At 62.1% G+C, this 26,415-nt stretch carries 25 protein-coding genes; 19 read left to right on the top strand and 6 right to left on the bottom strand.

Annotated features, from left to right (window positions below; genetic code table 11):
* Positions 1-28: 28 nt before the first annotated feature.
* The 4 genes from glyA to RWK44_RS20220 are packed head-to-tail and all read left to right on the top strand — an operon-like array spanning position 29 to position 3,726.
* Positions 29-1,327, top strand: a complete 1,299-nt coding sequence (gene glyA / locus RWK44_RS20235; RefSeq protein WP_020049415.1) for a serine hydroxymethyltransferase — start codon at positions 29-31, stop codon at positions 1,325-1,327.
* A 9-nt stretch (positions 1,328-1,336) separates the two neighbouring features.
* Positions 1,337-1,813 (top strand): transcriptional regulator NrdR, encoded by a 477-nt coding sequence (nrdR, locus tag RWK44_RS20230; protein WP_003547190.1) that lies wholly within the window; start codon positions 1,337-1,339, stop codon positions 1,811-1,813.
* 3 nt (positions 1,814-1,816) lie between these two features.
* Positions 1,817-3,115 carry a bifunctional diaminohydroxyphosphoribosylaminopyrimidine deaminase/5-amino-6-(5-phosphoribosylamino)uracil reductase RibD gene (gene ribD, locus RWK44_RS20225; RefSeq protein ID WP_168282693.1) on the top strand — a complete coding sequence of 433 codons (1,299 nt, stop codon included), beginning with the start codon at positions 1,817-1,819 and terminating at the stop codon, positions 3,113-3,115.
* Positions 3,115-3,726, top strand: coding sequence for a riboflavin synthase (locus RWK44_RS20220; protein ID WP_316029307.1), 612 nt, complete (start codon positions 3,115-3,117; stop codon positions 3,724-3,726). Before ribD ends, RWK44_RS20220 begins: the two co-directional genes overlap by 1 nt.
* A 30-nt stretch (positions 3,727-3,756) precedes the next feature.
* On the opposite strand, the gene RWK44_RS20215 is transcribed toward RWK44_RS20220, so the two are convergent.
* The 3 genes from RWK44_RS20215 to RWK44_RS20205 form a co-directional block, all read right to left on the bottom strand.
* Complete coding sequence (locus RWK44_RS20215; RefSeq protein WP_222037114.1) at positions 3,757-4,272, bottom strand: GNAT family N-acetyltransferase; 516 nt, start codon at positions 4,270-4,272, stop codon at positions 3,757-3,759.
* 28 nt (positions 4,273-4,300) lie between these two features.
* The gene (locus RWK44_RS20210; RefSeq protein WP_131664265.1) at positions 4,301-4,804 is read right to left on the bottom strand and encodes a cupin domain-containing protein; all 504 of its coding nucleotides are present in this window, start codon (positions 4,802-4,804) and stop codon (positions 4,301-4,303) included.
* A 210-nt stretch (positions 4,805-5,014) separates the two neighbouring features.
* On the bottom strand, positions 5,015-5,374 hold the full coding sequence (locus tag RWK44_RS20205) for a hypothetical protein (RefSeq protein WP_020049420.1): 360 nt from the start codon (positions 5,372-5,374) through the stop codon (positions 5,015-5,017).
* A gap of 347 nt (positions 5,375-5,721) precedes the next feature.
* On the opposite strand from RWK44_RS20205, the gene ribH reads away from it, so the two are divergent.
* From ribH to RWK44_RS20190, 3 genes are all read left to right on the top strand, one after another.
* Entirely contained in the window at positions 5,722-6,177 is a 456-nt protein-coding gene (gene ribH / locus RWK44_RS20200; protein WP_131664263.1) for a 6,7-dimethyl-8-ribityllumazine synthase, read from the top strand.
* Between the two features lie 3 nt (positions 6,178-6,180).
* Positions 6,181-6,663 carry a transcription antitermination factor NusB gene (gene nusB / locus RWK44_RS20195; RefSeq protein ID WP_020049422.1) on the top strand — a complete coding sequence of 161 codons (483 nt, stop codon included), beginning with the start codon at positions 6,181-6,183 and terminating at the stop codon, positions 6,661-6,663.
* A gap of 198 nt (positions 6,664-6,861) precedes the next feature.
* Positions 6,862-9,000, top strand: coding sequence for a sodium-translocating pyrophosphatase (locus RWK44_RS20190; RefSeq protein WP_131664262.1), 2,139 nt, complete (start codon positions 6,862-6,864; stop codon positions 8,998-9,000).
* Positions 9,001-9,098: 98 nt separating this feature from the next.
* Here RWK44_RS20190 and RWK44_RS20185 read toward each other — a convergent pair whose 3' ends face one another.
* Positions 9,099-9,632, bottom strand: a complete 534-nt coding sequence (locus RWK44_RS20185; RefSeq protein ID WP_316029306.1) for an outer membrane protein assembly factor BamE — start codon at positions 9,630-9,632, stop codon at positions 9,099-9,101.
* 137 nt (positions 9,633-9,769) lie between these two features.
* Here RWK44_RS20185 and RWK44_RS20180 point away from each other — a divergent pair, with 137 nt between their 5' ends.
* The 6 genes from RWK44_RS20180 (at position 9,770) to RWK44_RS20155 (ending at position 14,263) form a co-directional block, all read left to right on the top strand.
* Positions 9,770-10,426: a ubiquinol-cytochrome C chaperone family protein gene (locus RWK44_RS20180; RefSeq protein ID WP_168270375.1), complete on the top strand. Its 657-nt coding sequence runs from the start codon at positions 9,770-9,772 to the stop codon at positions 10,424-10,426.
* Positions 10,427-10,437: 11 nt separating this feature from the next.
* Complete coding sequence (locus RWK44_RS20175) at positions 10,438-10,992, top strand: YceD family protein (RefSeq protein WP_316029305.1); 555 nt, start codon at positions 10,438-10,440, stop codon at positions 10,990-10,992.
* A 98-nt stretch (positions 10,993-11,090) separates the two neighbouring features.
* The gene (plsX, locus tag RWK44_RS20170) at positions 11,091-12,137 is read left to right on the top strand and encodes a phosphate acyltransferase PlsX (RefSeq protein ID WP_011651316.1); all 1,047 of its coding nucleotides are present in this window, start codon (positions 11,091-11,093) and stop codon (positions 12,135-12,137) included.
* A 20-nt stretch (positions 12,138-12,157) separates the two neighbouring features.
* Complete coding sequence (locus RWK44_RS20165) at positions 12,158-13,129, top strand: beta-ketoacyl-ACP synthase III (RefSeq protein ID WP_012756903.1); 972 nt, start codon at positions 12,158-12,160, stop codon at positions 13,127-13,129.
* A 104-nt stretch (positions 13,130-13,233) separates the two neighbouring features.
* A complete protein-coding gene (locus tag RWK44_RS20160; protein ID WP_003547228.1) occupies positions 13,234-13,572 on the top strand; it encodes an integration host factor subunit alpha in 339 nt (112 codons plus the stop codon).
* A 151-nt stretch (positions 13,573-13,723) separates the two neighbouring features.
* A complete protein-coding gene (locus RWK44_RS20155) occupies positions 13,724-14,263 on the top strand; it encodes a MerR family transcriptional regulator (protein WP_017959884.1) in 540 nt (179 codons plus the stop codon).
* Between the two features lie 9 nt (positions 14,264-14,272).
* On the opposite strand, the gene RWK44_RS20150 is transcribed toward RWK44_RS20155, so the two are convergent.
* Complete coding sequence (locus tag RWK44_RS20150; protein WP_017959885.1) at positions 14,273-14,620, bottom strand: response regulator; 348 nt, start codon at positions 14,618-14,620, stop codon at positions 14,273-14,275.
* 372 nt (positions 14,621-14,992) lie between these two features.
* Between RWK44_RS20150 and RWK44_RS20145 the strand changes: the two genes are divergently transcribed.
* A complete protein-coding gene (locus RWK44_RS20145) occupies positions 14,993-16,639 on the top strand; it encodes a response regulator (protein WP_222060383.1) in 1,647 nt (548 codons plus the stop codon).
* A gap of 40 nt (positions 16,640-16,679) precedes the next feature.
* On the opposite strand, the gene RWK44_RS20140 is transcribed toward RWK44_RS20145, so the two are convergent.
* Complete coding sequence (locus RWK44_RS20140) at positions 16,680-16,994, bottom strand: DUF1236 domain-containing protein (RefSeq protein ID WP_020049431.1); 315 nt, start codon at positions 16,992-16,994, stop codon at positions 16,680-16,682.
* A gap of 321 nt (positions 16,995-17,315) precedes the next feature.
* Here RWK44_RS20140 and bcsN point away from each other — a divergent pair, with 321 nt between their 5' ends.
* Genes bcsN through RWK44_RS20115 form a run of 5 tightly spaced genes read left to right on the top strand, consistent with a single transcriptional unit; the run spans position 17,316 to position 26,384 of the window.
* Positions 17,316-18,293: a cellulose biosynthesis protein BcsN gene (bcsN, locus tag RWK44_RS20135; protein WP_316029304.1), complete on the top strand. Its 978-nt coding sequence runs from the start codon at positions 17,316-17,318 to the stop codon at positions 18,291-18,293.
* A 57-nt stretch (positions 18,294-18,350) separates the two neighbouring features.
* A complete protein-coding gene (bcsA, locus tag RWK44_RS20130) occupies positions 18,351-20,543 on the top strand; it encodes a UDP-forming cellulose synthase catalytic subunit (RefSeq protein WP_131664256.1) in 2,193 nt (730 codons plus the stop codon).
* Positions 20,540-22,990 (top strand): cellulose biosynthesis cyclic di-GMP-binding regulatory protein BcsB, encoded by a 2,451-nt coding sequence (locus RWK44_RS20125; protein WP_316029303.1) that lies wholly within the window; start codon positions 20,540-20,542, stop codon positions 22,988-22,990. The genes bcsA and RWK44_RS20125 overlap by 4 nt, the downstream gene beginning before the upstream one ends.
* On the top strand, positions 22,987-24,030 hold the full coding sequence (locus RWK44_RS20120; protein ID WP_316029302.1) for a glycosyl hydrolase family 8: 1,044 nt from the start codon (positions 22,987-22,989) through the stop codon (positions 24,028-24,030). Before RWK44_RS20125 ends, RWK44_RS20120 begins: the two co-directional genes overlap by 4 nt.
* Positions 24,027-26,384: a cellulose synthase gene (locus RWK44_RS20115; protein ID WP_316029301.1), complete on the top strand. Its 2,358-nt coding sequence runs from the start codon at positions 24,027-24,029 to the stop codon at positions 26,382-26,384. The genes RWK44_RS20120 and RWK44_RS20115 overlap by 4 nt, the downstream gene beginning before the upstream one ends.
* Positions 26,385-26,415 lie beyond the last annotated feature (31 nt).

The following is a 26,415-nucleotide window of genomic DNA, read 5'->3' as shown; positions in this document are numbered from 1 at the left end:
CAGCGCATTCCAGTTGAGGAGCCCGCCCATGACCAATGCTTCCACCGAATCCTTCTTCAATCGCTCGCTTGCGGACGTCGATCCGGATATTTTCGGCGCGATCGGAAAGGAACTCGGTCGCCAACGGCACGAGATCGAACTGATCGCTTCTGAGAACATCGTCTCCCGCGCCGTGCTGGAAGCCCAGGGCTCCATCATGACCAACAAATATGCCGAGGGTTATCCCGGCAAGCGTTATTACGGCGGCTGCCAGTTCGTCGATATCGCCGAGGAACTGGCGATCGAGCGTGCCAAGAAGCTGTTCGGCGTCAATTTCGCCAACGTCCAGCCGAATTCCGGTTCGCAGATGAACCAGGCCGTGTTCCTGGCGCTGCTGCAGCCCGGCGACACCTTCATGGGTCTCGACCTGAACTCGGGCGGCCACCTCACGCATGGTTCGCCGGTCAACATGTCCGGCAAGTGGTTCAACGTCGTCTCCTACGGCGTGCGCGAAGGCGACAACCTGCTCGACATGGATGAAGTCGCCCGCAAGGCCGAGGAAACCAAGCCGAAGCTCATCATCGCCGGCGGCACTGCCTATTCCCGTATCTGGGACTGGAAGCGCTTCCGCGAGATCGCCGACTCGGTTGGCGCCTACCTTATGGTCGACATGGCCCACATCGCCGGCCTTGTCGCCGGCGGCGTTCATCCGTCGCCGTTCCCGCATTGCCATGTCGCGACGACGACGACCCACAAGTCGTTGCGCGGCCCGCGCGGCGGCGTCATCCTCACCAATGACGAGGATCTGGCGAAGAAGTTCAATTCGGCCGTTTTCCCCGGTCTGCAGGGCGGCCCGCTGATGCACATCATCGCCGCCAAGGCTGTGGCCTTCGGCGAGGCGCTGCAGCCGGAATTCAAGGATTATGCCGCGCAGGTGGTCAAGAACGCCAAGGCGCTTGCCGAAACGCTTGTTGCCGGCGGTCTCGACGTCGTCTCCGGCGGCACCGACAATCATCTGATGCTGGTCGACCTGCGCAAGAAGAATGCCACCGGCAAACGCGCCGAGGCAGCTCTTGGCCGCGCCTACGTCACCTGCAACAAGAACGGCATTCCCTTCGATCCGGAAAAGCCCTTCGTTACCTCGGGTGTGCGCCTCGGCGCACCGGCCGGCACGACCCGCGGCTTCAAGGAAGCGGAATTCCGCGAGATCGGCAATCTGATCGTCGAAGTTCTCGACGGCTTGAAGGTCGCCAATTCCGATGAAGGTAACGCTGCCGTCGAAGCCGCTGTGCGCGGCAAGGTGGTCAGCCTCACCGACCGCTTCCCCATGTACGGCTACATGGGATAAGGAGTAGGGATGCGCTGCCCCTATTGCGGTTCGGAAGATACTCAGGTCAAGGATTCGCGCCCGGCGGAGGACAACACGTCCATCCGCCGGCGGCGCATCTGCCCGGATTGCGGCGGCCGCTTCACCACGTTCGAGCGTGTGCAGCTGCGCGAGCTAATGGTCATCAAGAAGACCGGCCGCAAGGTGCCCTTCGACCGCGACAAGCTGGTGCGCTCCTTCGAAGTGGCGCTGCGCAAACGCCCGGTCGAGCGTGATCGTATCGAGCGCGCCGTCTCGGGCATCGTCCGGCGGCTTGAAAGCTCCGGCGAGACCGAGATCTCCTCCGAACAGATCGGCCTGCAGGTGCTGGAAGCCATGAAGAGCCTCGATGATGTCGGCTTCGTGCGCTACGCCTCGGTCTATCGGGATTTCTCGCTTGCCGAGGATTTCGAGAAGGTCATTTCCGAAATCAACGCCAAGATCGCCCGCGACCCGCTGGACAGGTGAGCCATGAGCATCACGCCGCATGACGAACGTTTCATGGCGGCGGCGATCCGTCTGTCGCGCTGGCATCTCGGCCGCACCGCCACAAACCCCTCCGTCGGCTGCCTGATCGTCAGGGATGGCGTCATCGTCGGCCGGGCGGTGACGGCGCTCGGTGGCCGCCCGCATGCCGAGACGCAAGCACTCGCTGAAGCCGGCGCGCTCGCCCGCGGCGCCACTGCCTATGTGACGCTCGAACCCTGCTCGCATCACGGCAAAACGCCGCCCTGTTCCGAGGCGCTGATCGCCTATGGCGTTGCCCGCGTCGTGATCAGCGTCGCCGATCCCGATCCGCGGGTCTCCGGCCGCGGCATCGCTATGCTGCGCGAAGCCGGCATAGAGGTGGATACCGGCGTGCTGGAGGCAGAGGGCCGGCACTCGCTTGCCGCCTATCTCACCCGCCAGACGAAGAATCGCCCCTATGTGACTCTCAAGCTTGCCGTTTCCGCCGACGGCATGATCGGCCGCGCAGGGGAAGGGCAGGTAGCGATAACAGGCCCGGAGGCCCGCGCCCAGGTGCAGGCGCTGCGCGCCGAAACCGATGCGATCCTGGTTGGCATCGGTACCGCGATTGCGGATGATCCGCTGCTGACGGTACGGACGCCAAGTCTTGAATCGCAATCGCCGATCCGCATCGTGCTTGATCCCTCGCTGGCATTGCCGCTGACGGGCAAGCTCGTCGAGACGGCGCGGGAGGTGCCGGTCATCGTGGTGGCGAGTGAGGAAGTGTGGCCGTTGTCGGCTGATGCGGAGGGATTACCCCCCTCTGCCCTGCCGGGCATCTCCCCCACAGGTGGGGAGATCGGCAAGAGGCGCGATCCGAATTCCCCAGTTTCCGATGGTGATGGTTTCGGCTTGAGGCAAGACGTAGGGCAAGGGGCTAACCCCGATCCGATCTCCCCCCTTGTGGGGGAGATGCCCGGCAGGGCAGAGGGGGGTGCCGCATTGGACTCCCGCCGTGCCGCGCTAGAAGCCGCCGGCGTCGAGGTGCTCTACTGCAATCCCTATCATCCGGAAGTCCTGTTGCCGGCGCTCGCGACGCGCGGTATTTCCTCGCTTCTGGTCGAGGGCGGTGCAAAGACCGCGCGGCTTTTCCTCGAAGCTGGCCTCGTCGACCGCATCCAGCTTTATCAGGCGCCCGGTGTCATCGGCGAGCGCGGTATTGAATCCCCGCTGCTGACAACCGACATACCATCGGGTTTTGTCCATACGGGCACGCTGATGTTCGGCGAAGATCGCCTGGACGAATACGAAAGAGGGCTTTGATGTTCACCGGAATAGTCACCGATATCGGTACGATCGAATCCGTTTCGCCGCTGAAGGAGGGTATCAAGCTCCGCGTTGCGACGAGTTACGACCCGGCGACCATCGATATGGGCGCATCCATCTCTCACTCCGGCATCTGCCTCACCGTCACTGGTCTGCCGCAGGAAGGCAGCAATGGTCGCTGGTTCGAGGTCGAGGCCTGGGAAGAGGCGTTGCGGCTGACGACGATCGGCGCCTGGGAGGAGGGCAGCCGCATCAATCTCGAACGGTCGCTGAAGATCGGTGATGAACTCGGCGGCCACATCGTTTCCGGCCATGTTGACGGCAAGGCGGAAATCCTCTCGGTGACAGCAGAAGGCGACGCCACACGCTACCGCCTGCGCGCGCCCGAACATCTGGCGAAATTCGTCGCCCCCAAGGGTTCGATCGCACTCGACGGCACCTCGCTGACGGTCAATGCGGTCGACGGCACGGATTTCGACGTGCTGCTCATCCGCCACACGCTCGATGTCACCACCTGGGGCGATCGCAAGGCCGGCGATTTCGTCAATTTCGAAGTCGACACCATGGCGCGTTACGCCGCCCGGCTGGCGGAATTCCCGGGCGCATAAGTGAAAGCCGTCCTGTTGGACGCGCGGCGCCTACCGCGCAAACTGAATGATCTCGCCGTTGTAGTGCGTGCGCGCCGTCTCGCGGAAGCCGAGCTTGGCTGCGACCCGCAGCGAGGCCTGGTTCTCGGGGCTGATGATACAGCTCATCGGCTTTCCGGGAAAATGCGTTTCCGCCCAGCCGATCAGGACGGTCAACGCCTCGGTGGCATAACCGCGGCCGTGCGCCGAAGGCATCAGCGCCCAGCCGACCTCCATCGTCCCCTCGATCGAGGGTTCCATCTCGCGGCGGGCTTCCAGGAAGCCCGCTTCACCGATGAACCGGCCGCTCTCCTTTTCGACGATCGCCAGAAAGCCGAAGCCCATATGGTGCCACATGCCGGCAACGCGCAGCATGCGGCTCCAGCTCTGCTCGCGCGTTGACGGCACGCCGGTGATGAAGCGCACGACATCCTCGTCCGCCCATAGCGCCGCATGCGCGTCGAAATCGTCGAGGCGGTGCGGGCGAAGCGTCAGACGTGCCGTTTCGAGGGTCGGAATGTCGGTCACATCGGGTCCTTATGAAAAAAACACGTCCTCAGGCGCCGGGCTCGCCGTCCCAATAGTCGAGGTTGCCTTCCGGCCGTCCGATATGACGGAAGCGCTTAGTTTCTGCACGGTCCCTGTTGGTCTTGGCAAGGAACTTTCCGGAATCGGGATATTCGACGATCTCGGTCTTCGCCATCGTCGAAATGCCGAGATAGACGAGTGTGGCCGTGCCGGTATTGATGATCTGGTGCGCCGTTTCAGGCCCGCCGGCCGGCGCGCCGAGCACGTCGCCCGCCTTGATCGCATGGCGCGCATCGCCGAAGCGGTATTCGCCGGTACCGGCGATCACGTAGAAAAGCTCGTCTTCGACATGGTGATTGTGGAACGGACAGCTCGATTTGCCTGATGGCACCTCGTTGTAGCTGATACCGAGGCCGGCAAGGCCAAGAAGCGCGCCAAACGAGGTGTCGGCGCTTTCGTAGAATTCGCCCTGCTTCCAGTGCTCGAGCTTGAGATCGGCGGTATTGATCACCGCGTTCGGTTCCGTCGCCATGGTGTCCTCCTGTTGCAGGAAGAGAAACCATCATCGCGCCGGAAAATTCAATGCTTTATCTCGGAAATCCCCAGCATGGCCGGTGAGGAGACCGCCGCCCATGCTTGGAGCGCCATGCGTCCAACGCGACACGCTGAGGACGCTCTATCACTTTCAATCCCACGCATAACCCAAAAACCGATCCGATCTTCGGGCTATGCGCTGGAGCCATCAGCGGACGTAGAAGGTCAGACTTCCATCGGCCGCCTGCTCGGCATTGACGACATTGCGAATATTGACACCCTCATTGTTGAGGCGGTGGGCAAGCGACCTGTTGGCGTCGATCGAGGCCTGGATGCCGCGGATAGCCTGGCCGGAGCGCTGCGGTGCGGAGTGTGGGCCGCTCGTCTCGTCGTCGAAGTTGCGCCAATTGTAAACCTCCTGGACATTGAAATCATTGCCCTGGTAGCTCCTGAGAGTCTGCTCGATGCCTTGAGGGGTGTTCATCCCAAGGCTTGCGGCCCGGCTGACGCCGGCAAACGCGATGGAGGAAAGGGCGGTAGCGAGGGTGATGGTGAGAACGCGGTGCATGATTTGTATCCTTTCATCTGCTTAGACGGTCGGCTGTCGTTGCAGGGGATCGTCTGCGTCACGACATGGAATTGGCGTTCTCCCATTCGCGATTCAATGGGTTAAACCACTGAAAATCCATTAAGAATTGTTCACGAAAACTGCCTTCGAATTGACGCTTTCCAGGCGTCCGGGAAAGCTGATTTCAGAGGCGTGCCCAGCTGTGCATACAGGGCGCGGCTATCCCCTTGCAGATATTTCCTCTTTCCCATTGCGGCATCGGGCGAAATTGCTTGCCATTCGGACGAAGGCATGTTTTGACCGCGGCCTGCCGAGTGGGTAAATGTCCCGCCAACTGAAGGTGAACCATGCCGAGAGAGACCGCTCCCCATATTTTGATCGTTGAGGCCCGCTTCTACGACGACATGGCCGACGCCCTGCTCGAAGGCGCGACCTTCGCATTGACGGAGGCCGGCGCCACCTTCGAGGTCGTCACCGTTCCCGGCGCACTGGAAATTCCGGCGGCGATTGCCATGTCGCTCGATGGAGACGACAATGGCGGAGCGCATTATGACGGCTATGTCGCCCTTGGCATGGTCATTCGCGGCGAGACCTATCACTTCGATATCGTGTCGAACGAATCCTCGCGCGCCTTGATGGATCTTGCGGTCAGCGAGTCCCTTGCCATCGGCAATGGCATCCTGACCGTCGAAAACGACGAACAGGCTTGGGCGCGCGTGCGCCGCTCGGACAAGGACAAGGGCGGATTTGCCGCTCGTGCAGCTCTGACCATGATCGAGCTGAAGCAGAAACTGGGTGCATAACGAATGAACGACGACAAGACGGAACGGCCGGTCAAGACTGCGAACCAGCGGGGCGCTGCCCGCCTTGCTGCCGTTCAGGCCCTGTATCAGATGGATGTCGGCGGCACGGGCGTTCTGGAAATCGTGGCTGAATACGAGGCGTACCGTCTTGGTCAGGAAATCGATGGCGCGACTTATCTGAAAGCCGATGCCGCCTGGTTCCGTTCCATCGTCTCCGGTGTCGTGCGCGATCAGGTCCGCCTCGATCCGCTGATTGCCGCAGCCCTGCAGGATGATTGGGCCTTGTCGCGCCTCGACAGCACCGTGCGCGCCATCCTGCGCGCCGGCGTTTTCGAGATCACCGACCGCAAGGACGTCCCGGTGGCGGTCATCGTCACCGAATATGTCGAGATCGCCCAGGCCTTCTTCGATGACGACGAGCCGAAGCTCGTCAACGCCGTGCTCGACCGCATCGCAAAGCAGGTCCGCGGCGAGGCGAAGAAATAAGTCTTTAGCCGCCAAACAATCCCCCTACGCCTTTCTTTGTACCGCAATGGTTTTCGCCCGTTGCGGTCTTGACGCCACGTGATCGACCACGCAATCTCCGCACCGCTTAGCTGTGGCATTTCTGTGGAGAGGAAGGCGATTCGGCGGCGTATCTGCCGGAGAAGGAGTGAGCTCCGGCCTATGGGAGGAAAGAGCGAAATGACGATTCTTTTATGCGTAATCGCATGCGGTCTGCTCTCGGTGGTTTATGCCGCCTGGGCAACCCGGTCGGTGCTTGCCGCCGATCAGGGCAATAGCCGCATGCAGGAGATCGCGGGCTATATCCGCGAAGGAGCGCAAGCCTATCTGACGCGCCAGTACAGAACCATTGCCATTGTCGGCGTTGTTGTTTTCATTTTAGCCTGGCTGCTTCTTTCCGGCGAGGCCGCGATCGGCTTCCTGATCGGCGCCGTGCTTTCCGGTGCTGCCGGTTTCATCGGCATGCATGTCTCCGTCCGCGCCAATGTGCGCACCGCCCAAGCGGCTTCCGTCAGCCTTTCCGCCGGCCTCGACATCGCCTTCAAGTCGGGTGCGATCACCGGCATGCTGGTGGCTGGCCTGGCGCTGCTCGGCGTTTCCATCTACTATACGGTCTTGACCATCGGGCTCGGCCATGAGAGCGGCTCGCGCGAAGTCATCGATGCGCTGGTGGCGCTCGGCTTCGGCGCTTCGCTGATCTCGATCTTCGCCCGTCTCGGCGGCGGCATCTTCACCAAGGGCGCCGATGTCGGCGGAGATCTCGTCGGCAAGGTGGAAGCCGGCATTCCCGAAGACGATCCGCGCAACCCGGCAACCATCGCCGATAACGTCGGCGACAATGTCGGCGACTGCGCCGGCATGGCGGCCGACCTTTTCGAGACCTATGCGGTCTCGGTCGTCGCCACCATGGTTCTCGCGGCGATCTTCTTTGCCGGTGCGCCGATCCTCCAGTCTGCGATGGTCTATCCGCTGGCAATCTGCGGCGCCTGCATCATCACCTCGATCATCGGCACCTTCTTCGTCAAGCTCGGCTCGAACGGCTCGATCATGGGCGCTCTCTACAAGGGCCTCATCGTCACCGGTCTGCTGTCGATCGTCGGTCTTGGCGCTGCCACCTCGCTCACCATTGGCTGGGGATCGATCGGCTCCGTCGGAGGCGCCGACATATCAGGCGCGAACCTCTTCTTCTGCGGCATCATCGGCCTCGTCGTCACCGCGCTGATCGTCGTGATCACTGAATATTATACCGGCACGGGCAAGCGCCCAGTCGTCTCGATCGCCCAGGCCTCGGTCACCGGTCACGGCACCAACGTCATCCAGGGCCTGGCGGTTTCACTGGAATCGACGGCACTGCCGGCGATCGTCATCGTTGGCGGCATTCTCGCCACTTACCAGCTCGGCGGCCTGTTCGGCACCGGCATTGCGGTCACGGCCATGCTCGGCATTGCCGGAATGATCGTCGCGCTCGACGCGTTCGGACCGGTGACGGACAATGCCGGCGGTATCGCCGAAATGTCGCATCTGCCGCCGGAGGTGCGCAAATCCACCGATGCGCTCGATGCCGTCGGCAATACGACCAAGGCCGTGACCAAGGGCTACGCCATCGGTTCTGCCGGTCTCGGCGCCCTGGTGCTCTTCGCGGCCTACTCCTATGACCTCAAATATTTTGCGGCGAATGGCGACAAGTTCCCTTATTTTGCCGGCATCGGCGAAATTTCCTTCGATCTTTCCAACCCTTACGTGGTGGCTGGATTGATCTTCGGAGGTCTCATTCCTTACCTCTTCGGCGGCATCGCCATGACCGCCGTCGGCCGTGCGGCCGGCGCGATCGTCGAGGAAGTGCGTCGTCAGTTCAAGGAAAAACCCGGCATCATGCAGGGTACGGAAAAGCCGGATTACGGCAGGGCGGTCGACCTTCTGACCAAGGCCGCCATCCGCGAGATGATCGTGCCGTCGCTGCTGCCGGTGCTGGCGCCGATCGTGGTCTATTTCGGCGTGCTTCTCATCTCCGGCTCCAAGGCCTCCGCCTTTGCTGCCCTCGGCGCATCGCTGCTCGGCGTCATCATCAACGGCCTCTTCGTCGCCATCTCGATGACATCGGGCGGTGGCGCCTGGGACAATGCCAAGAAGAGCTTCGAAGATGGTTTCGTTGACAAGGACGGCGTGCGTCACATGAAGGGCTCGGATGCGCACAAGGCCTCCGTCACCGGCGATACCGTCGGCGATCCCTACAAGGATACCGCCGGCCCCGCCGTCAACCCGGCGATCAAGATCACCAACATCGTCGCGCTGCTGCTGCTGGCCGTTCTCGCCGGATAAACAACGGCGCCGGCTTGGCACACTTCAAGCTGACGCAGCGACCATCAAAAAACCCCGCCGGAGCGATCCGGCGGGGTTTTCGTATAAGGCGTGTCCGATCAGCGCAGGCTGCTTGGGTTCTGCGGCGTGCCGCCGGCGCCACCGCCGAACAGGCTGCGGGCAGCACTCGCGGCGCTGCCGCCGGAAAGCATCTGTTGCAGGAAGGTGAGTTCCTTGCCGCCGGTCGGCGTGACGCGTCCGATCGTGTCGAACACCTTGCCGTCCTGCAGCGCATAGTTGGCGCGGCGGCTGACGACGCCGTCCTTGTCGAAATAGATCGCCAGAACGCTCTGATCGACGACCTTCAGTTTCTGGAAGGCGACCGCACGCGTGCGCCGCTGCGAGATGTAATAGAAGACTTCGCCGTCGAAGGTCGCCGTCGTCGACGGGGTGCCGAGCGAAAGCAGCACCTGCTCGCGGCTGGAACCTTCCGGAACCAAGTTCAGCGACTGCTGGTCGGCGACGTAGCCGCCGTTGAGAACGGTGCTGGTCTGGCAACCGGAGAGAGCGGTGGTGGAGGCAATTACGAGGGCAATGGCCGCACTGCTGAAGAATTTCATGTCAGACTTGAAATACCGTTTCTTCAACGACATCTACTCCCTGTGAGTGTCGATAGCAGCCATTTGGGGCCTTGCACGCTTTCCTCCTGCAAAACCATTGTGGCCATTCCGGGTCGAATTTCCCGAATTCGCTTCGCTGACGCATCGAAGGCGTCGTTCCGAAACTGGCCATGATCGGCATTGCAATTCGCGCCTGCTTCGGTAAACCAGCTTTCGAAATCATGCAACAAGGCCAGACGCCAGCCGGCATGAAGAATGAGGCATTTCCGGAAAAAACAATGATCCTCGGGCTCTTCCGCAAGAAAAACAACAATCAGGCGATCGTCGACAGGCAATATGCGGCGTTGGCGGCGGCCGCGCGCATGCCGGAACTCTACGAGCGGCTCAATGTGCCGGATACGGTCATGGGCCGTTTCGAGATGCTGTCGATCGCCATGATTCTGTTTTTTCGCCGCACCCGTGCTTCCGCCACCAGCGGCCAGGAAATCGCCCAGGAGATCGTCGACGCTTTCTTCCAGGATATCGACTATTCGATCCGCGAACTCGGCATCGGCGACAACAGCGTGCCGAAGCGCATGAAGAAGCTCGCCGGCATGTTTTACGGCCGGCTCGAAGCCTATTCGAAGGCGATGGACACAGGCGACGCCGAAGCCCTCGCTCTTGCTCTTCAGCGCAATATCTACCCAGAAACCGAAGCGCCGGCCGATATGTCCGGCCTCGCCGGATGGATGATGGCCGCGGAAGCGCATCTGTCCGCCGTAGCCGAAGAGGTGATCGCCACCGGTTCGGCAACGCTTCCGCCGGTCGGCTGCCCACCGGTCGCTTGAAGGAGGAAAAGATGAAGAACGATCGGGACGATGTTCCCTTCTCCTATCACGTCAAGGTCGGCCACATCTCGGCCAACGCAGTCGAGGTTCATGTCGAGGCCGACGCCGGCGAACTGAAGGCGCTTGCCAAGACCTGGAACGTCGTCTCCGTCGACGATCTCAGCGCCGATCTGCAGATTGCCCGCTGGAAGCGCGACGGCGTGCGCATCAAGGGCCGGGTGAAGGCGAAGATCGTCCAGTCCTGCGTCGTGACGCTGGAACCGGTCGAATCCGCCATCGACGAGAGCTTCGAGCAGATCTTCGTGCCGGAGGGCTCCAAGCTTGCCCGCCAGGCCGGCAACGACGCCGGCGAGATGTTGCTCGATCCCGACGGTCCTGATCTGCCCGAAAACTTTGTCGGCGATACGATCGACGCTGGCGAGGTGGTTGCCGAATTCGCCGCTCTGGCGATCGATCCCTATCCGCGCAAGCAGGGTATCGAATTCGCCGGCCATGTCGAGGACAGCGGCGAGGACGATAAAAAGCCCTCCGCTTTCGCAGCCCTCAAGGACTGGAAAAAGGACTGAAGCCCCTCTGGCATTTGACACAATTCAGTTGTAAGCGACGCCAAAACCGGTATTTTGGCCGAAATTTCGCCCTCGGCGAAAAGAAGGATCAGGGACGCGTGATCAGAATATCTCTCGACCTCATGGGTGGCGACTTTGGTCCCCAGGTTGTCATCCCCGGCGCCGCCAAGGCGTTGGATCGGCATCCGGATATTTCCTTCGTTCTCTATGGTCTCAAGGAACAGTGCGATCCGGTTCTCGCCAAGTTTCCGAAGCTGAGGGAAAAATCGATCTTTCACGACTGCGAGCTTGCCGTCGCCATGGATGAGAAGCCGAGCCAGGCGCTGCGCCGTGGCCGCTACATCTCCACCATGTGGCGCTCGATCGCGGCGGTGAAGACGGGTGACGCCGATGTCGCTGTCTCGGCAGGCAATACCGGCGCGCTGATGGCGATGGCGAAGTTCTGTCTGCGGACCATGGCCAATATCGAGCGTCCTGCGATCGCCGCGATCTGGCCGACGCTGAAGGGTGAAAGCATCGTGCTCGATGTCGGCGCGACGATCGGCGCCGACGCGCAGCAGTTGATGGATTTTGCCCTGATGGGCGGCGCCATGGCGCGCGCGCTTTTCGAGGTCGAACGTCCGACGGTCGGCCTTCTGAACGTCGGCGTCGAGGAGATGAAGGGCCAGGAGGAGGTCAAGGAGGCGGGCCGGCTGTTGCGCGAGGCGAACATCGATTCGCTCGAATATTCCGGTTTCGTCGAGGGTAACGACCTTGGCAAGGGCACGGTCGACGTCGTCGTCACCGAAGGATTTTCCGGCAATATCGCGCTGAAGACCGCCGAAGGCACCGCCAAGCAGATCGGCGAATATCTGCGTGCCGCCATGTCGCGCACGCTGCTGGCCCGCATCGGCTACCTCTTTGCCAAAAGCGCCTTCGACATGCTTCGCGAGAAGCTCGATCCGAGCAAGGTCAATGGCGGCGTGTTTCTCGGCCTGAACGGCATCGTCATCAAGAGCCATGGCGGGGCGAATGCCGAAGGCATCGCAGCCGCCATCGAAGTCGGCTACGACATGGCCAAGAACGGCCTCAATCAGAAAATAGAAAATGATCTTAAGAAATATCATGCCAAGCGGCTGCCCCCGATGGGCCCGGAAGCGGCATGAGCGATGGGGTTCAATCAAAGATGATCCGTTCAGTGGTTCGCGGGTTCGGAGCCGCACTTCCGAAGCGCGTAATGACCAATCGTGACATGGAGGCCATCGTCGATACATCGGACGAATGGATCGTCCAGCGCACCGGCATCCGCCAACGTTATGTCGCCGGTGATGACGAAACGACGGCGTCGCTGGGCGAGGCCGCTGCGCGCGCAGCCCTTGCCAATGGCGGCCTGACGCCTGCCGATATCGATCTTGTCATCTGCGCCACCTCGACGCCTGATAACACGTTTCCGGCGACGTCAGTCAACATCCAGAACCGGCTCGGCATGAGCCACGGCTTCGCCTTCGACGTCCAGGCCGTCTGCACCGGTTTCGTCTATGCGGTGACGACCGCGGATGCCTATATCCGCGGCGGGCTGGCAAAGCGCGTTCTCGTCATCGGCGCCGAAACTTTTTCGCGCATTCTTGACTGGAACGACCGCACCACCTGCGTGCTTTTCGGCGACGGCGCCGGCGCGATCATCCTCGAAGCGACAGAAGGCGAGGGTACCGTTAGCGATCGCGGCGTGCTGACCGCACATCTGCGTTCCGACGGCTCGCACAAGGAAAAGCTCTATGTCGATGGCGGCCCGTCGACGACGGGCACTGTCGGCAAGCTGCGCATGGAAGGCCGCGAGGTCTTCAAATACGCCGTCGGCATGATCACCGATGTTATCCAGGCGGCTTTCGATTCGACCGGCACCACCGCCGATGACCTCGACTGGCTGGTGCCGCACCAGGCCAATCGCCGCATCATCGACGGTTCGGCGAAGAAGCTGAACATCGATGCCGCGAAGGTCGTCATCACCGTCGACCTGCACGGCAATACGTCGGCTGCCTCGATCCCGTTGGCACTTGCGACCGCTGCCGGCGACGGCCGCATCAAGAAGGGCGACCTGGTGATGCTCGAAGCGATGGGCGGCGGCTTTACCTGGGGTGCGGTTCTGCTGCGCTGGTAGGCACGAAACCTAAAAAACTGGCGGCGAACAAGAGCTTGACCGTAAGGCGCAAGACAAATACTCTTCGTGCGATTTCACAAAATATTTGTATGGGCGGGGAAACCATGACCGGAAAAACAGTGACGCGAGCAGACCTGGCGGAATCCGTTTTCCGAAAGGTCGGGCTTTCCCGGACCGAATCTGCCGAACTTGTGGAAACCGTCATCGACGAGATCTGCAACGCCATCGTGCGTGGCGAAACCGTCAAGCTTTCCTCCTTCGCCACCTTCCAGGTGCGCGACAAGAACGAGCGGATCGGCCGCAACCCGAAGACCGGCGAAGAGGTTCCGATTTCCCCCCGCCGGGTCATGACCTTCAAGGCGTCGAACGTGTTGAAGACACGCATCCTCAAATCGCATGTCGCTCGCAAGATCAAGCTGAAGCCGCTGAATCCGGCTCCCTGATAATCGGCTTCCCGTTTCGGAAACGGCTTTTTTTCTCTCTCGCACTCTCCGTCCTTGTGCGCAACGTCAAGACATGACTTGAATTGTCGGCGCCAAACCGTTGAAATATGATGAGTCGCCGTAGGATCGAGCCGCGAGGTCGCGTAGTAGCATGACGTTGGACAAGAGCCCCGATGCCTTTCGCACCATCAGCGAAGTCGCAGACGATCTTGATCTGCCGCAGCATGTGCTGCGCTTCTGGGAGACGCGGTTTCCCCAGATAAAGCCGATGAAGCGCGGCGGCGGCCGTCGCTACTATCGGCCGGAGGACGTGGACCTCCTCAAGGGCATCCGGCATTTGCTCTATGATCATGGCTATACGATCAAGGGTGTGCAGAAGCTTCTGAAGACCAATGGCAACAAGTTCGTCATATCGGTCGGCCATGGCGACCTCGCCAGCGTCGAGGCGCTTGCGTCGGGCGTGCAGGACACGGGTGCCGGGGAACCGCGCGTCGGCATGGCTGACGAAGACCAGATCGTCGGCCGCGCCAAGCCGCCGATCACCCGCCGGTTCTTCAATTTCGTCGCTGGAGACGACGAGCAGGAAGTCTCGATCGGCAAGTCGAGCATTGGCAAGGAAGACAGGGCGCTGCTGCAGGAGGCGCTCTACGACCTCCTGGAATGCAAGCGTCTGCTCGATCAGGTGCGCTGAATAGGAAAGTCAGGCTTCGGTAAGCCGCTTCATCGCCTGTTCGAGTTCGCTGAGCTGGAAGGGTTTTTGCAGCACGGGCAGCGTGCTTGGGCTGCTGCCATCAGGCGGCGTGCCGTATCCCGTAGCATAGAGATAGGGTTTTCCGCGTTCGTCGAGCAGCTTTGCGACTGGCAACGAACTCTGCCCGGCAAGCGAGACATCGAGAATTGCAGCGTCGAACTCCGTATCCCTGGCGGCTGTCAGCGCTCGTTCCAGGTCGGGTGCGCTGGCGCAGACCCGGTAGCCGAGATCGGCAAGCATGTCCTCAAGCAGCATGGCAATCAGCGCGTCGTCTTCGACGATGAATATGTCTTTCATGATCCCGTTCACCCATTGCCCTTGCTAAAGCATGTCGCGCAAAAGTGTGCTGCGGTTTTGCGCGACATGCGTAAAAACAAAGACCTAAAGCGCAAGGAGCGAATCTGAAAGATTGCGACACGCTTTAGGCATGGAGGTTTATGTGGCCGCTTGCACGGCTCGTCAAGACGTCGTGGCCGGCAGTGCGAGAAACAGCATATTGCCGGTTGAAATTCGATGTGCAAAAGCTGGAGTGCCGTCTCCGCAACGGCTCCTGCATAATTTCCTTAAATCGGAATCGATTTATGAATAAAATTATGCAGCAATTCAAAGCGTTGCAGCGTCTTTTGCGGCTCTCGAAAAGACGCGCGGCGCTGTAAGAAGGGGTGTCGAATGGATTTGTTGAGTGCCACGGATTGGCTGCGTCACAGGCCAGGTTTTACATATCCGCTGGCCATTGCCTTCATTGGCCTGACGTTTCTTCTGAGGCTTGCCGCCAGCGACACTCTCTCCGAGTTTCCCTTCCTGAGCTTCCTTCCGGCGATATTGCTCGCGAGTTTCATAGGCGGCGCCGGGCCGGGCTTTGTCGCGACCTTGGTTGCCGGTTTCATTGTCCAGCAGTTTTTCGTCGAGCCGCACAATGTTTTCTGGCCGGCCAGCGCCGCCCAATGGGTGGGGCTTTCCGCCTATCTCATCAATGCCGTGATCATCATCGGGCTGATGGAGATGATCATCATCGCCCATGGCAGGCAGAGCCGCCTTCGCAGCGAGCTCAACAGCTTCAACACGCGCCTCGAACAGACTGTGGTCCAGCGCACTGCCGAGCTCAGGCACGAGATGGAAGAGAATGCCGCCGCTCAGGCGCAGGTCCGCCAGTTGCAGAAGATGGAAACGATTGGCCAACTGACCGGCGGCGTCGCCCATGATTTCAACAACATGCTGGCAATTATCATCGGCAACCTCGATCTCGCCCAACGGCGCCTGACCGGCAGCGAGGATCCTCGCCTGCTATACTCCATCCAGAATGCCAGGGACGGTGCGCAGAGAGCGGCAGTGCTGACCGCGCGTCTTCTCGCCTTTTCGCGCCAGCAGCCGCTCGCCCCGGAGGTGATCGACCTCAACAAGCTGGTCGGCGGCATGTCGGAGCTGCTGCGGCGTACGCTCGGCGAGCACATCCGGATCGAGACCGTGCTTGCCGGCGGCCTTTGGCCGAGCTTCGCCGATCTGAGCCAGCTCGAGAATGCCATCCTGAACCTTGCCGTCAACGCCCGCGACGCCATGCCGGGCGGCGGAAATCTGACGATCGAGACCGCTAATACCGAACTCGACGAGCGATATTCGCGCATGCATTCGGAGGTCGAAGCAGGTCAATATGTGATGATCAGCATGACTGACACCGGCACCGGCATGTCGCCTGACGTGATCGAGCGAGCCTTCGATCCGTTCTACACGACCAAGGGACCCGGCAAAGGCACAGGTCTCGGCCTCAGCCAGGTCTACGGCTACATCAAGCAGAGCGGCGGCCACATCAAGATCTATTCGGAGATCGACAGGGGTACGACGTTGAAGATCTATCTTCCCCGTCATGTCGGCGCGACGGATGCCCGGTTGAACGTCGCCGGCGCCCAGCCGCTTCCTCAGGGCAGCGTCAATGATACGATCCTGGTGGTGGAGGACGATGAGAACGTCCGCACCATGACCGCCGAAAGCCTGCATGAACTCGGTTACACCGTGTTGCAGGCGGCTAGCGGCATGGAGGCGCTTATGCTTCTGGAGCAGAATGCGGCAGTCGACCTGATCTTCACCGATATCGTCATGCCGCAGATGAGCGGACGCCAGCTTGCCGATATCGTCCAGGAAAAATGGCCGACGATCCGGATCCTCTACACGACGGGTTACACCCGCAATGCCATCGTCCACAATGGCGTGCTTGATCACGGCGTTTCCCTGCTTGCCAAGCCCTTCAGCCTGGAGCAGCTCGCTCATAAGATCCGTGAGCTTCTGAATGTCGCGGTGAGGGTGGGAGACGAGCGGACGTGAAGCCGGAATACGGCCGCACGTCCGCAATTCTGTGTCAGCGTTATTCCAAGACCTGGATGATGCGATGCGTCTTCGGTTCGACGATCACGCGCCGCTCGTTGACGACCGTATAGCCATAGCCGTCGATATTTGGCACCGTATGCACTTCGACGGTATCGGGCAGCGTCGCGCCGACCGCGATATCACCGTCATAGACGACGGATGGCGTGTTCTGCTCCATCACATAGGTGCGCACTTCGCCGGGCAATACGACGGAGCCGGTCGGTGCGGGATCGGTGACGATGACGCTGCTCTGCGCGAAGGCGGCGGAGCTGATGGTCAGCATGGCGGCCGCAGCTAGCATGGTCTTGCGCATGGGATTTCTCCTTTCTACCTGAGACATCAAGGCAACGCTGGCCATGCGGCATAGTTCCCCGCGGGCTTTCGCGATCGCGGTAACAGACGCAAAGAGAGAAATTAAGTTGTTACTAAATTAATTTTTACATCAGACGGTTGAGCCGTCTGAACAGCGTTCGAAAAGAGTCCAGATGGTGATGTTAGAGCTCGCTTGTTTACTTTTCGCTAACCATGTTGGACGTTTATTCTGAACGGACGACCAACCGGTCGTTGATTCGACGATCCGTCGCGTTTCGGCTTGCGAATGGATCTCTAGAAGACGATTGCGGCGGCTCGAGACATGCGCTTGCGAAAGACGATATTGCTGTTGGCCGTGACGGGCATAATGGCCGGCTGCACATCGACAGGCGGCGTGCGCCAGCCTTCCGCGCCGGAAACCGTGGCGCCTGAAAAGGCGTTGGTCCTGCCGCCGCCGGGCGGCCCGTCGATCGTCAGCGTCGTCGAGCGCAAGCGCGGCAACGGCGTCGAGCAGACGATATCGCTGTTTACCTCATCCTCCGTGCCCGGTCAGAATTCCCTGAAGGTCCAGTTCTTCGGCGCTTCGGGCGCCAATCCCGGCGCCGGCAATGCCGGCTTCAGCATGATCAACGAGAGCGGCATTGCCCGCGAGGTGGCCCGTTCGGCCCCCGGCGTGCCGATGGCGACGTCGGCGACCTTCCTGCAGAACGCCTATGGTCCCTTCGGGTATGCCTCCGGTCGCAGCCGTGCCGGCGACACCTGCCTCTATGCCTGGCAGCAGATACGCTCCAGCACTGCTGCCAATACCCAGGCGCGAAATTTCGGCATGATCCAGCTGCGCCTGCGCCTTTGCGATGCGAGAGCGAGCGAACGCCAGCTGCTTGGCATCGTCTATGGCTACACCGTCACCGGCACCTTCGACGGCGAGCTCTGGAACCCTTACGGCAATCCGCCGCCCGCCGACGTGGCGCTCGGGCGCACCGGCGCGCCGATCTATCCCGACGAAGGCGGTTATCGCGCCAGCCCGATGCCGATCGGCTACGAGCCGGCGCCTGCCATTGTCACCCAGCCGCGCGCCGCCGTTCGCAGCACCTCGACCGCGCAACCGGATCAAGGTGTGGCAGCGGTGCCGGCACCCATCGGCCCGCGCGTGCCGCTGCCGGGCGAGCCGCCGCAGACAAGTGCAAGGCCGGCTGTGGCAGTTGCGCCAATCGAACAATCGGTAAGGGCGATCGGCGTCACCGTGCCTTCGCCGGACTGCATAGGCGACGCGGCCATGACGGCCGCCTGCCGGAGATAATGAGCATGTCGCGGGCGCCGGATGGTGCCCCGGTTGAGCAATTTCGAAGGAACGCCGATGCGCAAAGCCCGCAGTGTCTTTATATGGGCCGTGGTTTCGCTCTGTATGATCGTGCTGATCACCCTGCCGGTCAACCTGCAGACCCAGCTCATCACCGCCATCACGGTCGTGACCGTGATGGCGGTCATCAAAATTCTGAAGGGCGAGGGGACGTGGCGCCTGGTGGCGCTCGCCTTCGGCACGTCGATCGTGCTGCGTTATGTTTATTGGCGCACCACCAATACGCTGCCGCCTCTGAACCAGTTGGAAAACTTCATTCCCGGCCTGCTGCTCTATCTTGCCGAAATGTATAGCGTCGCGATGCTGGCGCTCAGCCTGTTCATTGTTGCCACACCATTGCCGTCGCGCCCCTCGCGTGCCGCCAATCCCGGGCGCCTTCCTCATGTCGACGTCTTCGTGCCATCCTACAATGAGGATGCCGGCTTGCTCGGAAACACGCTGGCCGCCGCCAAGGCCATGGATTATCCGGCCGAGAAGCTGCATGTCTGGCTGCTCGACGACGGCGCCACCTTGCAGAAGCGCAACTCCGGCAAGCTGCTCGAAGCCCAGGCCGCCGCCGCCCGCCACATCGAGCTGAAGCAGCTCTGCGACGATCTCGATGTCCACTACCTCACGCGCGACCGCAACGAGCACGCCAAGGCCGGCAATCTCAACAACGGCATGAAACATTCGACCGGCGAACTCATCGCCGTCTTCGATGCCGACCACGCGCCGGCCCGCGATTTCCTCCTCGAGACCGTCGGTTACTTCGAAGACGATCCGAAGCTCTTCCTCGTCCAGACCCCGCACTTTTTCATCAATCCCGACCCGCTGGAGCGCAACCTGCGCACCTTCGACAAGATGCCGAGCGAGAACGAGATGTTCTACGGCATCATCCAGCGTGGCCTCGACAAATGGAATGCCGCTTTCTTCTGCGGTTCGGCCGCCGTTTTGAGCCGCAGGGCGCTCGAATCCCAGAATGGTTTCAGCGGCATCAGCATCACCGAGGATTGCGAGACGGCGCTGGCGCTCCACGGCAGCGGTTGGAACAGCATCTATGTCGACAAGCCGCTGATCGCAGGCCTGCAGCCAGCCACCTTTGCAAGCTTCATCGGCCAGCGCAGCCGCTGGGCACAGGGCATGATGCAGATCCTGCGTTTCCGCTTTCCGCTTCTGAAGCGCGGCCTGACGATCCCGCAGCGTTTCTGCTATATGTCCTCCACGCTGTTCTGGCTCTTCCCGTTCCCGCGCACGATCTTCCTGTTTGCGCCGCTCTTCTACCTGTTCTTCGACCTGGAAATCTTCACAGCCTCGGGCGGCGAGTTCCTCGCCTACACGCTTGCCTATATGCTCGTGAATCTGATGATGCAGAATTACCTCTACGGGTCGTTCCGCTGGCCCTGGATTTCAGAGCTCTACGAATATGTCCAGACGGTGCATCTGCTGCCGGCAGTCGTCTCCGTCATGCTCAATCCGCGAAAGCCTACTTTCAAGGTCACCGCCAAGGACGAATCGATCGCCGTCAGCCGACTGTCGGAAATCAGCCGTCCGTTCTTCGTCATCTTTGCGGTTCAGATTGTCGCGCTCGTCATCACCATCTACAAAATCTATGCCGAGCCCTATAAGGCCGACGTCACGCTCGTCGTCGGCGGATGGAATCTCATCAACCTGATCATGGCCGGCTGCGCGCTGGGTGTCGTGTCAGAGCGCGGCGAGCGCGCTTTATCCCGTCGCGTCCGCGTCAACCGGCGCTGCGAATTCGGCGCCAACGGCAGGTGGTACACGGCCTCGATCGAGGACGTCTCGGTTCACGGCGCAAGGCTTCACATCTTCAACAAGCATCTCGACGAGATGCTGGTCGGCGCCGTCGGCGAAATCCGCTTCCGGCCCTATAGTGGCGCGGATCTGGAAACCCTGCCGCTCATCGTCCGCAATATCGAGCCGTCGGGCGATATCAGCAATGTCGGTTGCCAGTACGTGCCGAAAAGCGCACTTGATCATCGTCTGATCGCCGACCTGATATTTGCCAATTCCGATCAGTGGACAGAGTTCCAGGCCTCGCGCCGTCGCAATCCGGGCCTGATCCGCGGCACCATCTGGTTTCTCGGCATGTCGTTCTACCAGACGAGCCGCGGCCTCGTTTACTTCTTCCGCAGCATGCGGCCGGAGCGAGAAGCCCAGCAGCAGGCGGCAAAGGTCAACGCCGGATGAGAAGGATCGCCGCCGCCTCGCTTCTCCTGCTGAATGCCTCCGCCTTCGCCCAGGCGCAGACGGCGCCCTTCGACATGTCCGGCGAGCGGCCGCCCGGGGCATCCGTTACCCCGAGATTGACGTCGCCTACGCCGCCCGCAGCCACGGCGCCGGTTCCTGTCACCCCTCCGGTTTCCGTCAAACCCGCGCCCGCAACCCCGGCGGCCGCTCCTGTTCCTCCGGCGGTCGTCGCCCAGCCGCAGCCGGTGGCGCCTGCGCCCCAGCCAGCCGCCACGGCAAATACCGCCGCGCCCCGCCCCGGTGATGTACGTCGCTATGTCGTGCCCTTTTCGCAACTTGGTCTCGGCGGCGAATACGATCGCCGGTCATGGTCGGTCTATCTGACGCCGGAGCAGGCGGCGGCCAAGGCAAGCTTCACCTTCGCCTACCAGAATGCGATCTTCGTCGCGCCCGAGGCCTCGGCGCTGACCGTCTATCTCAACAACCGCCCGATCGGCCAGCAGCGCGTCGGTTCGCCGGATGGCCCGTCGACCGTCACCTTCGAGGTCCCGCCCGGTCTGCTGCAGCCCGGTGCCAATCTCGTCACCTTCGAAGCCGATCAGCGCCACCGAACAGATTGCAGCATCCAATCGACTTATGAACTGTGGTCGAATATCGATCCGGCCGGAACCTTTCTGAGTTTTACCGGCAGGGATGCCGCCCAGCTATCAAGCGCCGACGCAATCCGCGCCATCGGCGTCGACGGTGCCGGCAAGACGGAGTTCGATGTCGTTGTCCCGGCGCTGGAGCAGCCGGGAACCACCAAGCCACTACTACGGCTGGCGCAGGGCCTGTCGGTGCTGAGCAGCATGCCGAACCAGATCTTTGCCTTCAGCACGGCTTCGCTTCCAGCGGCCGGGCCTGGCAAGCTCAGCGTGCTCGTCGGCACCGCGGCAGAACTGCGGCCGATCTTTCCGGGCCTGCCGCCCGGTGCCGAAAGCGCGGCATTCGCCGCTTTCGCCACCGATCCGCGCAGCGGCTCGCCGGTGCTTCTGATCAGCGGCCCCTCCTGGCAGGCGGTCTCCTCGGCGATCGATACCATCGTCGCGCCGACAGACCGGTCCTCGGACGTACGCCGCGACGTGCTGACCACCGAACGCTGGAGCGCGCCGAACGCGCCGCTGGTTTTTTCCGATACGAGTATCGCCCTGTCGCAGCTCGGCGTGAAGACCACCGAATTCTCCGGCCGGCGGCTGCGGACCAGCTTTAATATCGCCGTACCGGCCGATTTTTATGCCAATGCCTATGGCGAAGCGAAGGTGCTGCTCGACGCCGCCTATACCGATAAGGTAATGCCCGGCAGCCACATCGATATCTACGTCAATGACAACATTGCCTCCACCGTGCCGATCACCACGACATCAGGCGGCATTCTCCGTCATCTGCCGATCCGCGTGACGATGCGGCACTTCAAGCCCGGCTTCAATTCGGTGGCGATCGAGGCGATCCTGATGACCAAGGACGATGCGGCTTGCGCGCCGGGCGCGACAGCCGGTGCCACCCCGCGCTTTGCCCTGTTCGATACCTCCGAGCTGCAGATTCCGGATTTCGCCCGTGTCGGTCAGCGTCCGAACCTGGCCGCAATGGCCGGCACCGCCTATCCCTATGGCCGGGCCACGGAACCGACGCCGCTTTTCATCGACCGCGTCGATGCCGACACGCTTTCGGCAGCCGCGACGCTGCTCGGCCAGATGGCGATCACTGCCGGCCATCCGATCGCCGTCGAAATCGTTGCCTCGCCGAATACGATTGGCGATCGTGACGCGATCTTCATCGGCTCCATCTCGCAGATGCCGGCAACCGCGCTGTCGCAGACCAATATCGCCACGGCGAGCCAGGCCTCGTGGCGTCCCGTGGCCGATACGCAGGCGGGCGTCGTCGATACCGGTACGGCCTTCGAGGAGTGGAATTCCAAGGTCAGCGGCGGTGTCTTGCGCAACCGGATCACTGCCTCCCGTGAGTGGCTGTCGCGCAATTTCGATATCTCCCGCAGCTCGCTGCAATTCATCCCCGGCGCCGAGCAGATTTTCACGCCGGCCAACGCCGACACGCTGCTGGTTGCACAGGGCTCCAGCCCCGCGGGAGCCGGCGCCTGGACCGTGGTGGCGGCGCCGTCGGCGAAGGATTTGCGCGAAGGGCTCGAGGTTCTGGCCACGCAGCTGAACTGGTCGCAGATATCGGGCCACATTACCACCTATTCGAGCAAGACAGGCAAGATCGAGACCGTGCCCGTCACCCGTTTCGATTTTGTGCCGTCCACACCCTGGTCGATCGCCAATTACCGCCTGATCGCCGCCAACTGGCTGTCGACCAATATCCTCTCCTATGCCTTTGTGCTGGTCGTCTTCGTGCTGCTGATCGGCGTCACCACCTCGAGCATGCTCAAAAAGCTGGGCCGGTCGAAATGAGGCGGTGGCGCGCACTCCTGCTGGCGGCAACGGTCGCGCTCGCCCCAGGCCCGCCCGCCGGGGCGCAGCAGGCGATGATCAATGCCGGCGCATGGGCCGCCTACAAGGCGAAATTTCTCGATGCGACCGGCCGCATCATCGACAACGGCAACGGCAATATCAGCCACAGCGAAGGGCAGGGCTATGGCATGCTGCTCGCCTATCTCGCAGCCAGCCCCGCCGATTTCGAACAGATCTGGTATTTTAGCCGCACCGAACTGCTGCTACGCGACGATGGCCTTGCCGTCTGGAAATGGGATCCGAACGGCAAGCCGCACGTCACCGACACCAACAACGCCTCGGATGGCGACATGCTGATCGCCTATGCGCTGGCGCTTGCCGGCACGACGTGGAAACGCAACGACTATATCCTCGCCGCCTCCCGCATGGCCCAGGCGCTCCTTGCCGAAACCGTTGTGCACTCGTCCGGCCACACACTCCTGTTGCCGGGGAGTGAGGGTTTTGCCGCTACCGACCGTGAGGACGGTCCCGTCGTCAACCCGTCCTACTGGATTTACGAGGCGATCCCAGTGATGGCGGCGCTCGCTCCGTCGGATGCCTGGCAAAAACTGTCGGACGATGGCCTGGCGCTGTTGAAGAGGATGCAGTTTGGCCCGCGCAAGCTTCCAGCCGAATGGGTCAGTCTCAGCGGCCAGCCGCAGCCGGCAGAGGGATTCGACGCCGAGTTTGCCTATAACGCCATCCGCATCCCGCTCTATCTCGCTCGCGGCGGCGTCACCGACAAGGCGCTGCTGACCCGCTTGCAACAAGGAATGTCGCAAGACGGCGTTCCCGCCACCATCGATCTGACCACCGGCCGGCCGAAGACTGTGTTGTCGGATCCCGGTTTTCGAATTGTTAACGATGTTGTGGCCTGTGTGGTCGATGGGACCAAGTTGCCGGTCTCGGCCCTGCAATTTGCGCCCGCACTCTATTATCCGTCCACGCTTCAACTGCTGGGGCTGGCCTATATTGGGGAGAAGCATCCGGAGTGTCTGTGAAGTCTTCTCTCGTGGCGGTTTCAGCGGCAGTTGTGGTGGCGACCCTCGTCACCGGGCTGAAAGATCGTGCCGCTCTGCAGGAAAAGTTCGGCCTTGGGGCCGCCGGCAAGTCGGCGCCGGAGCTGATGATGATGGGCCGCATCAAGCCGACGGATGCTCCTGCCGGCGATTCCGAATTCAATGCGCAACTCGTCGCCGATAAGATCGAGGCGATAACCTCCTCGCCGCCGTCAGCACCGAACACGCCCGAGCCGAGTGCCGCAGCACAGCAGCCCGCAGCACCGCAACCTGCGGCACCTCACACGGCTACTCAGCCGGCGCCGGTCACGCCCCCTATCGTTTCCGCGCCGCCGGCTCCGCAGCAGGTGTCCGCACCACCGCAGCCTGCCGTCGACGAAAGCGCTCTTCGTTATTTTGCCAGCCGCGGCGACAAGGTGCGCCTGCAGGCCGAAATCTCCCGCCTTCAGGCGCTCTATCCGAACTGGGTTCCGCCGGCCGATCCGCTCGCCGTGCCGCAGAATGGCGACAAGCAGCTCGAGGCCATGTGGCAGCTCTATTCCGATGGCCGCTATGCCGAACTGCGCAAGGCCGTCGCCGACCGCCAGGTAGCCGATGCCGGATGGCAGCCGCCGGCCGATCTGCTCGACCGGCTTGACGTCGCCGAGGCCCGTGCCCGCCTCGTCAATGCTTCGGACCTCAAGCAATATGCGACTGTGGTCGATATCGCTGCCGCAACACCGAGCCTGCTCACCTGCAGCGAGGTCGATGTTCTCTGGCGCGTCGCCGAAGCCTTCATCCAGACGGAGAGGGCGCAGCGCGGCCAGGACGCCTACACCTATATTCTGAAGAACTGCACCAATCCGGCCGAGCGGCAGGCGACGGCCGAAAAGGCTTCGACGCTGCTTGCCTACCAGCCGATGCAGGCGCTGCTCGCGCTGGAGAGGCCTGCTGCCGACGGCAGCCGGGAGTTCGATGCTATCCGCGACAACCTCGCCCGACGCTTCATGGCCGAGGGCAATGACAATCCGAATCTCGCCATCGCGCCCGCTTATATCGCCCGCCTCGAAAAACTCGCCGAGACGGAGGGGCTTGCCTCCGATGCGCTGCTGCTCGGCTGGTACCAGCTTCGCCGCAACAATGATGTGGATGCCGAGAAATGGTTCCGCGTGGCCCGAGCCAAGCAAGAATCGGCCGCCGCTTCGCAGGGGCTGGCGCTGGCGCTGATCGCCCGCAAGGCGCCTGAGGAAGCCGAGGACGTGATGTTCCGCTGGCGCGCCGATTCCGATGATGCGACATCAACCTATCTAGCCGCTACCGCCAACCTGATGGCGTTGCAGCCGCCGGTCGATCTGGCCGAAGACGTGCTGCACCGCATCGCCACCGAGGTCATCGCCCGGAAATATGTGCCGACGGCGCAGCAATTCGGCTGGTATGCCCGCTCCCTCAATCAGTTCCAGACCGCCGCGCGCTGGTTCGAGACGGCACTTGCCTGGAAACCCGATGACGAACCGTCCGCCTATGGCCTTGTCATCACCCGCGAGCAACTGAGCGACCGCAAGGGCGTGCTCGACCTCCAGCGCGCCTGGGCCGGCCGGTCGAGCCGGATCACCAACCTCGAAGACACGTCCTCCCTGATGCCGAATGCCGTCACGCCGCCGCCGGCAAAGGGGGGGCTTGTCGCACAGCAGCCGGCTCAACCGACGCAGCGTCCCCTGGCCGAACCGCTCCCGGCAGAGCGCCGCGTGACCCTGCAGCCGGGTGCGGAAGTGGTCGTTCGCGCGGCGAGACCGGCGATGGAGACGATGACCGCCCCGCGCGGCCCGCGCCAGACGCGCGGCTGCTCGACGACAATCGATGCCGGGCAGCTTAAGCCGGCCGACGCGCTGTCGCGCGGCTGGTGCCTGATGGATATCAACCGGCCGATGGAGGCGATCTCGGCCTTCGAGGCCGCATTGCAGAGCCCGGCCCGCAAGATCCGCGAAGACGCAGCCTACGGCCAGAGCCTTGCCTATTTGCGCGCCGGCCTTTCCAGCAATGCCGCCGTCGCGGCCACCAAGGCGCCGCAGAACCGCCAGCGCGCCGCCGAGCTTCAGGTGGCGATCCTCGCCGACCGTGCGCTTTCAGCCTTCGACGCCGGACGTTACCGCGAAACCCTCATCTATCTCGACCAGCGTGCCCAGCTGCAGCAGGAACGCATCGACCTGATGGTTCTGCGCGGCTACAGCTACCTCAATCTCAAAATGTACGGCGATGCGACCCGTATCTTCGAAGCCGCTGCCGCAACTGGCAGCCGCGACGCCGCCCGCGGCCTTGCCGACGTCCGTAACGTCACCCACCCAGACACCAACAACTGACGTTGACGCCGCTTCCGCTCTCCGTTAGTCG

Source organism: Rhizobium sp. 25PS6 (genome assembly GCF_032464655.1).
Lineage (GTDB): Bacteria > Pseudomonadota > Alphaproteobacteria > Rhizobiales > Rhizobiaceae > Rhizobium > Rhizobium laguerreae.
The sequence above is the reverse complement of the archived record's forward strand: the minus strand, read 5'-3'. Positions and strand labels throughout refer to the sequence as shown.

Coding starts and splice junctions, on each gene's coding strand:
- glyA (WP_020049415.1), top strand. CDS start 29: ATGACCAATGCTTCCACCGAATCCTTCTTCAATCGCTCGCTTGCGGAC.
- nrdR (WP_003547190.1), top strand. CDS start 1,337: ATGCGCTGCCCCTATTGCGGTTCGGAAGATACTCAGGTCAAGGATTCG.
- ribD (WP_168282693.1), top strand. CDS start 1,817: ATGAGCATCACGCCGCATGACGAACGTTTCATGGCGGCGGCGATCCGT.
- RWK44_RS20220 (WP_316029307.1), top strand. CDS start 3,115: ATGTTCACCGGAATAGTCACCGATATCGGTACGATCGAATCCGTTTCG.
- RWK44_RS20210 (WP_131664265.1), bottom strand. CDS start 4,804: ATGGCGACGGAACCGAACGCGGTGATCAATACCGCCGATCTCAAGCTC.
- RWK44_RS20205 (WP_020049420.1), bottom strand. CDS start 5,374: ATGCACCGCGTTCTCACCATCACCCTCGCTACCGCCCTTTCCTCCATC.
- ribH (WP_131664263.1), top strand. CDS start 5,722: ATGCCGAGAGAGACCGCTCCCCATATTTTGATCGTTGAGGCCCGCTTC.
- nusB (WP_020049422.1), top strand. CDS start 6,181: ATGAACGACGACAAGACGGAACGGCCGGTCAAGACTGCGAACCAGCGG.
- RWK44_RS20190 (WP_131664262.1), top strand. CDS start 6,862: ATGACGATTCTTTTATGCGTAATCGCATGCGGTCTGCTCTCGGTGGTT.
- RWK44_RS20185 (WP_316029306.1), bottom strand. CDS start 9,632: ATGTCGTTGAAGAAACGGTATTTCAAGTCTGACATGAAATTCTTCAGC.
- RWK44_RS20180 (WP_168270375.1), top strand. CDS start 9,770: ATGATCGGCATTGCAATTCGCGCCTGCTTCGGTAAACCAGCTTTCGAA.
- RWK44_RS20175 (WP_316029305.1), top strand. CDS start 10,438: ATGAAGAACGATCGGGACGATGTTCCCTTCTCCTATCACGTCAAGGTC.
- RWK44_RS20165 (WP_012756903.1), top strand. CDS start 12,158: ATGATCCGTTCAGTGGTTCGCGGGTTCGGAGCCGCACTTCCGAAGCGC.
- RWK44_RS20160 (WP_003547228.1), top strand. CDS start 13,234: ATGACCGGAAAAACAGTGACGCGAGCAGACCTGGCGGAATCCGTTTTC.
- RWK44_RS20155 (WP_017959884.1), top strand. CDS start 13,724: ATGACGTTGGACAAGAGCCCCGATGCCTTTCGCACCATCAGCGAAGTC.
- RWK44_RS20150 (WP_017959885.1), bottom strand. CDS start 14,620: ATGAAAGACATATTCATCGTCGAAGACGACGCGCTGATTGCCATGCTG.
- RWK44_RS20145 (WP_222060383.1), top strand. CDS start 14,993: ATGGATTTGTTGAGTGCCACGGATTGGCTGCGTCACAGGCCAGGTTTT.
- RWK44_RS20140 (WP_020049431.1), bottom strand. CDS start 16,994: ATGCGCAAGACCATGCTAGCTGCGGCCGCCATGCTGACCATCAGCTCC.
- bcsN (WP_316029304.1), top strand. CDS start 17,316: ATGCGCTTGCGAAAGACGATATTGCTGTTGGCCGTGACGGGCATAATG.
- bcsA (WP_131664256.1), top strand. CDS start 18,351: ATGCGCAAAGCCCGCAGTGTCTTTATATGGGCCGTGGTTTCGCTCTGT.
- RWK44_RS20125 (WP_316029303.1), top strand. CDS start 20,540: ATGAGAAGGATCGCCGCCGCCTCGCTTCTCCTGCTGAATGCCTCCGCC.
- RWK44_RS20120 (WP_316029302.1), top strand. CDS start 22,987: ATGAGGCGGTGGCGCGCACTCCTGCTGGCGGCAACGGTCGCGCTCGCC.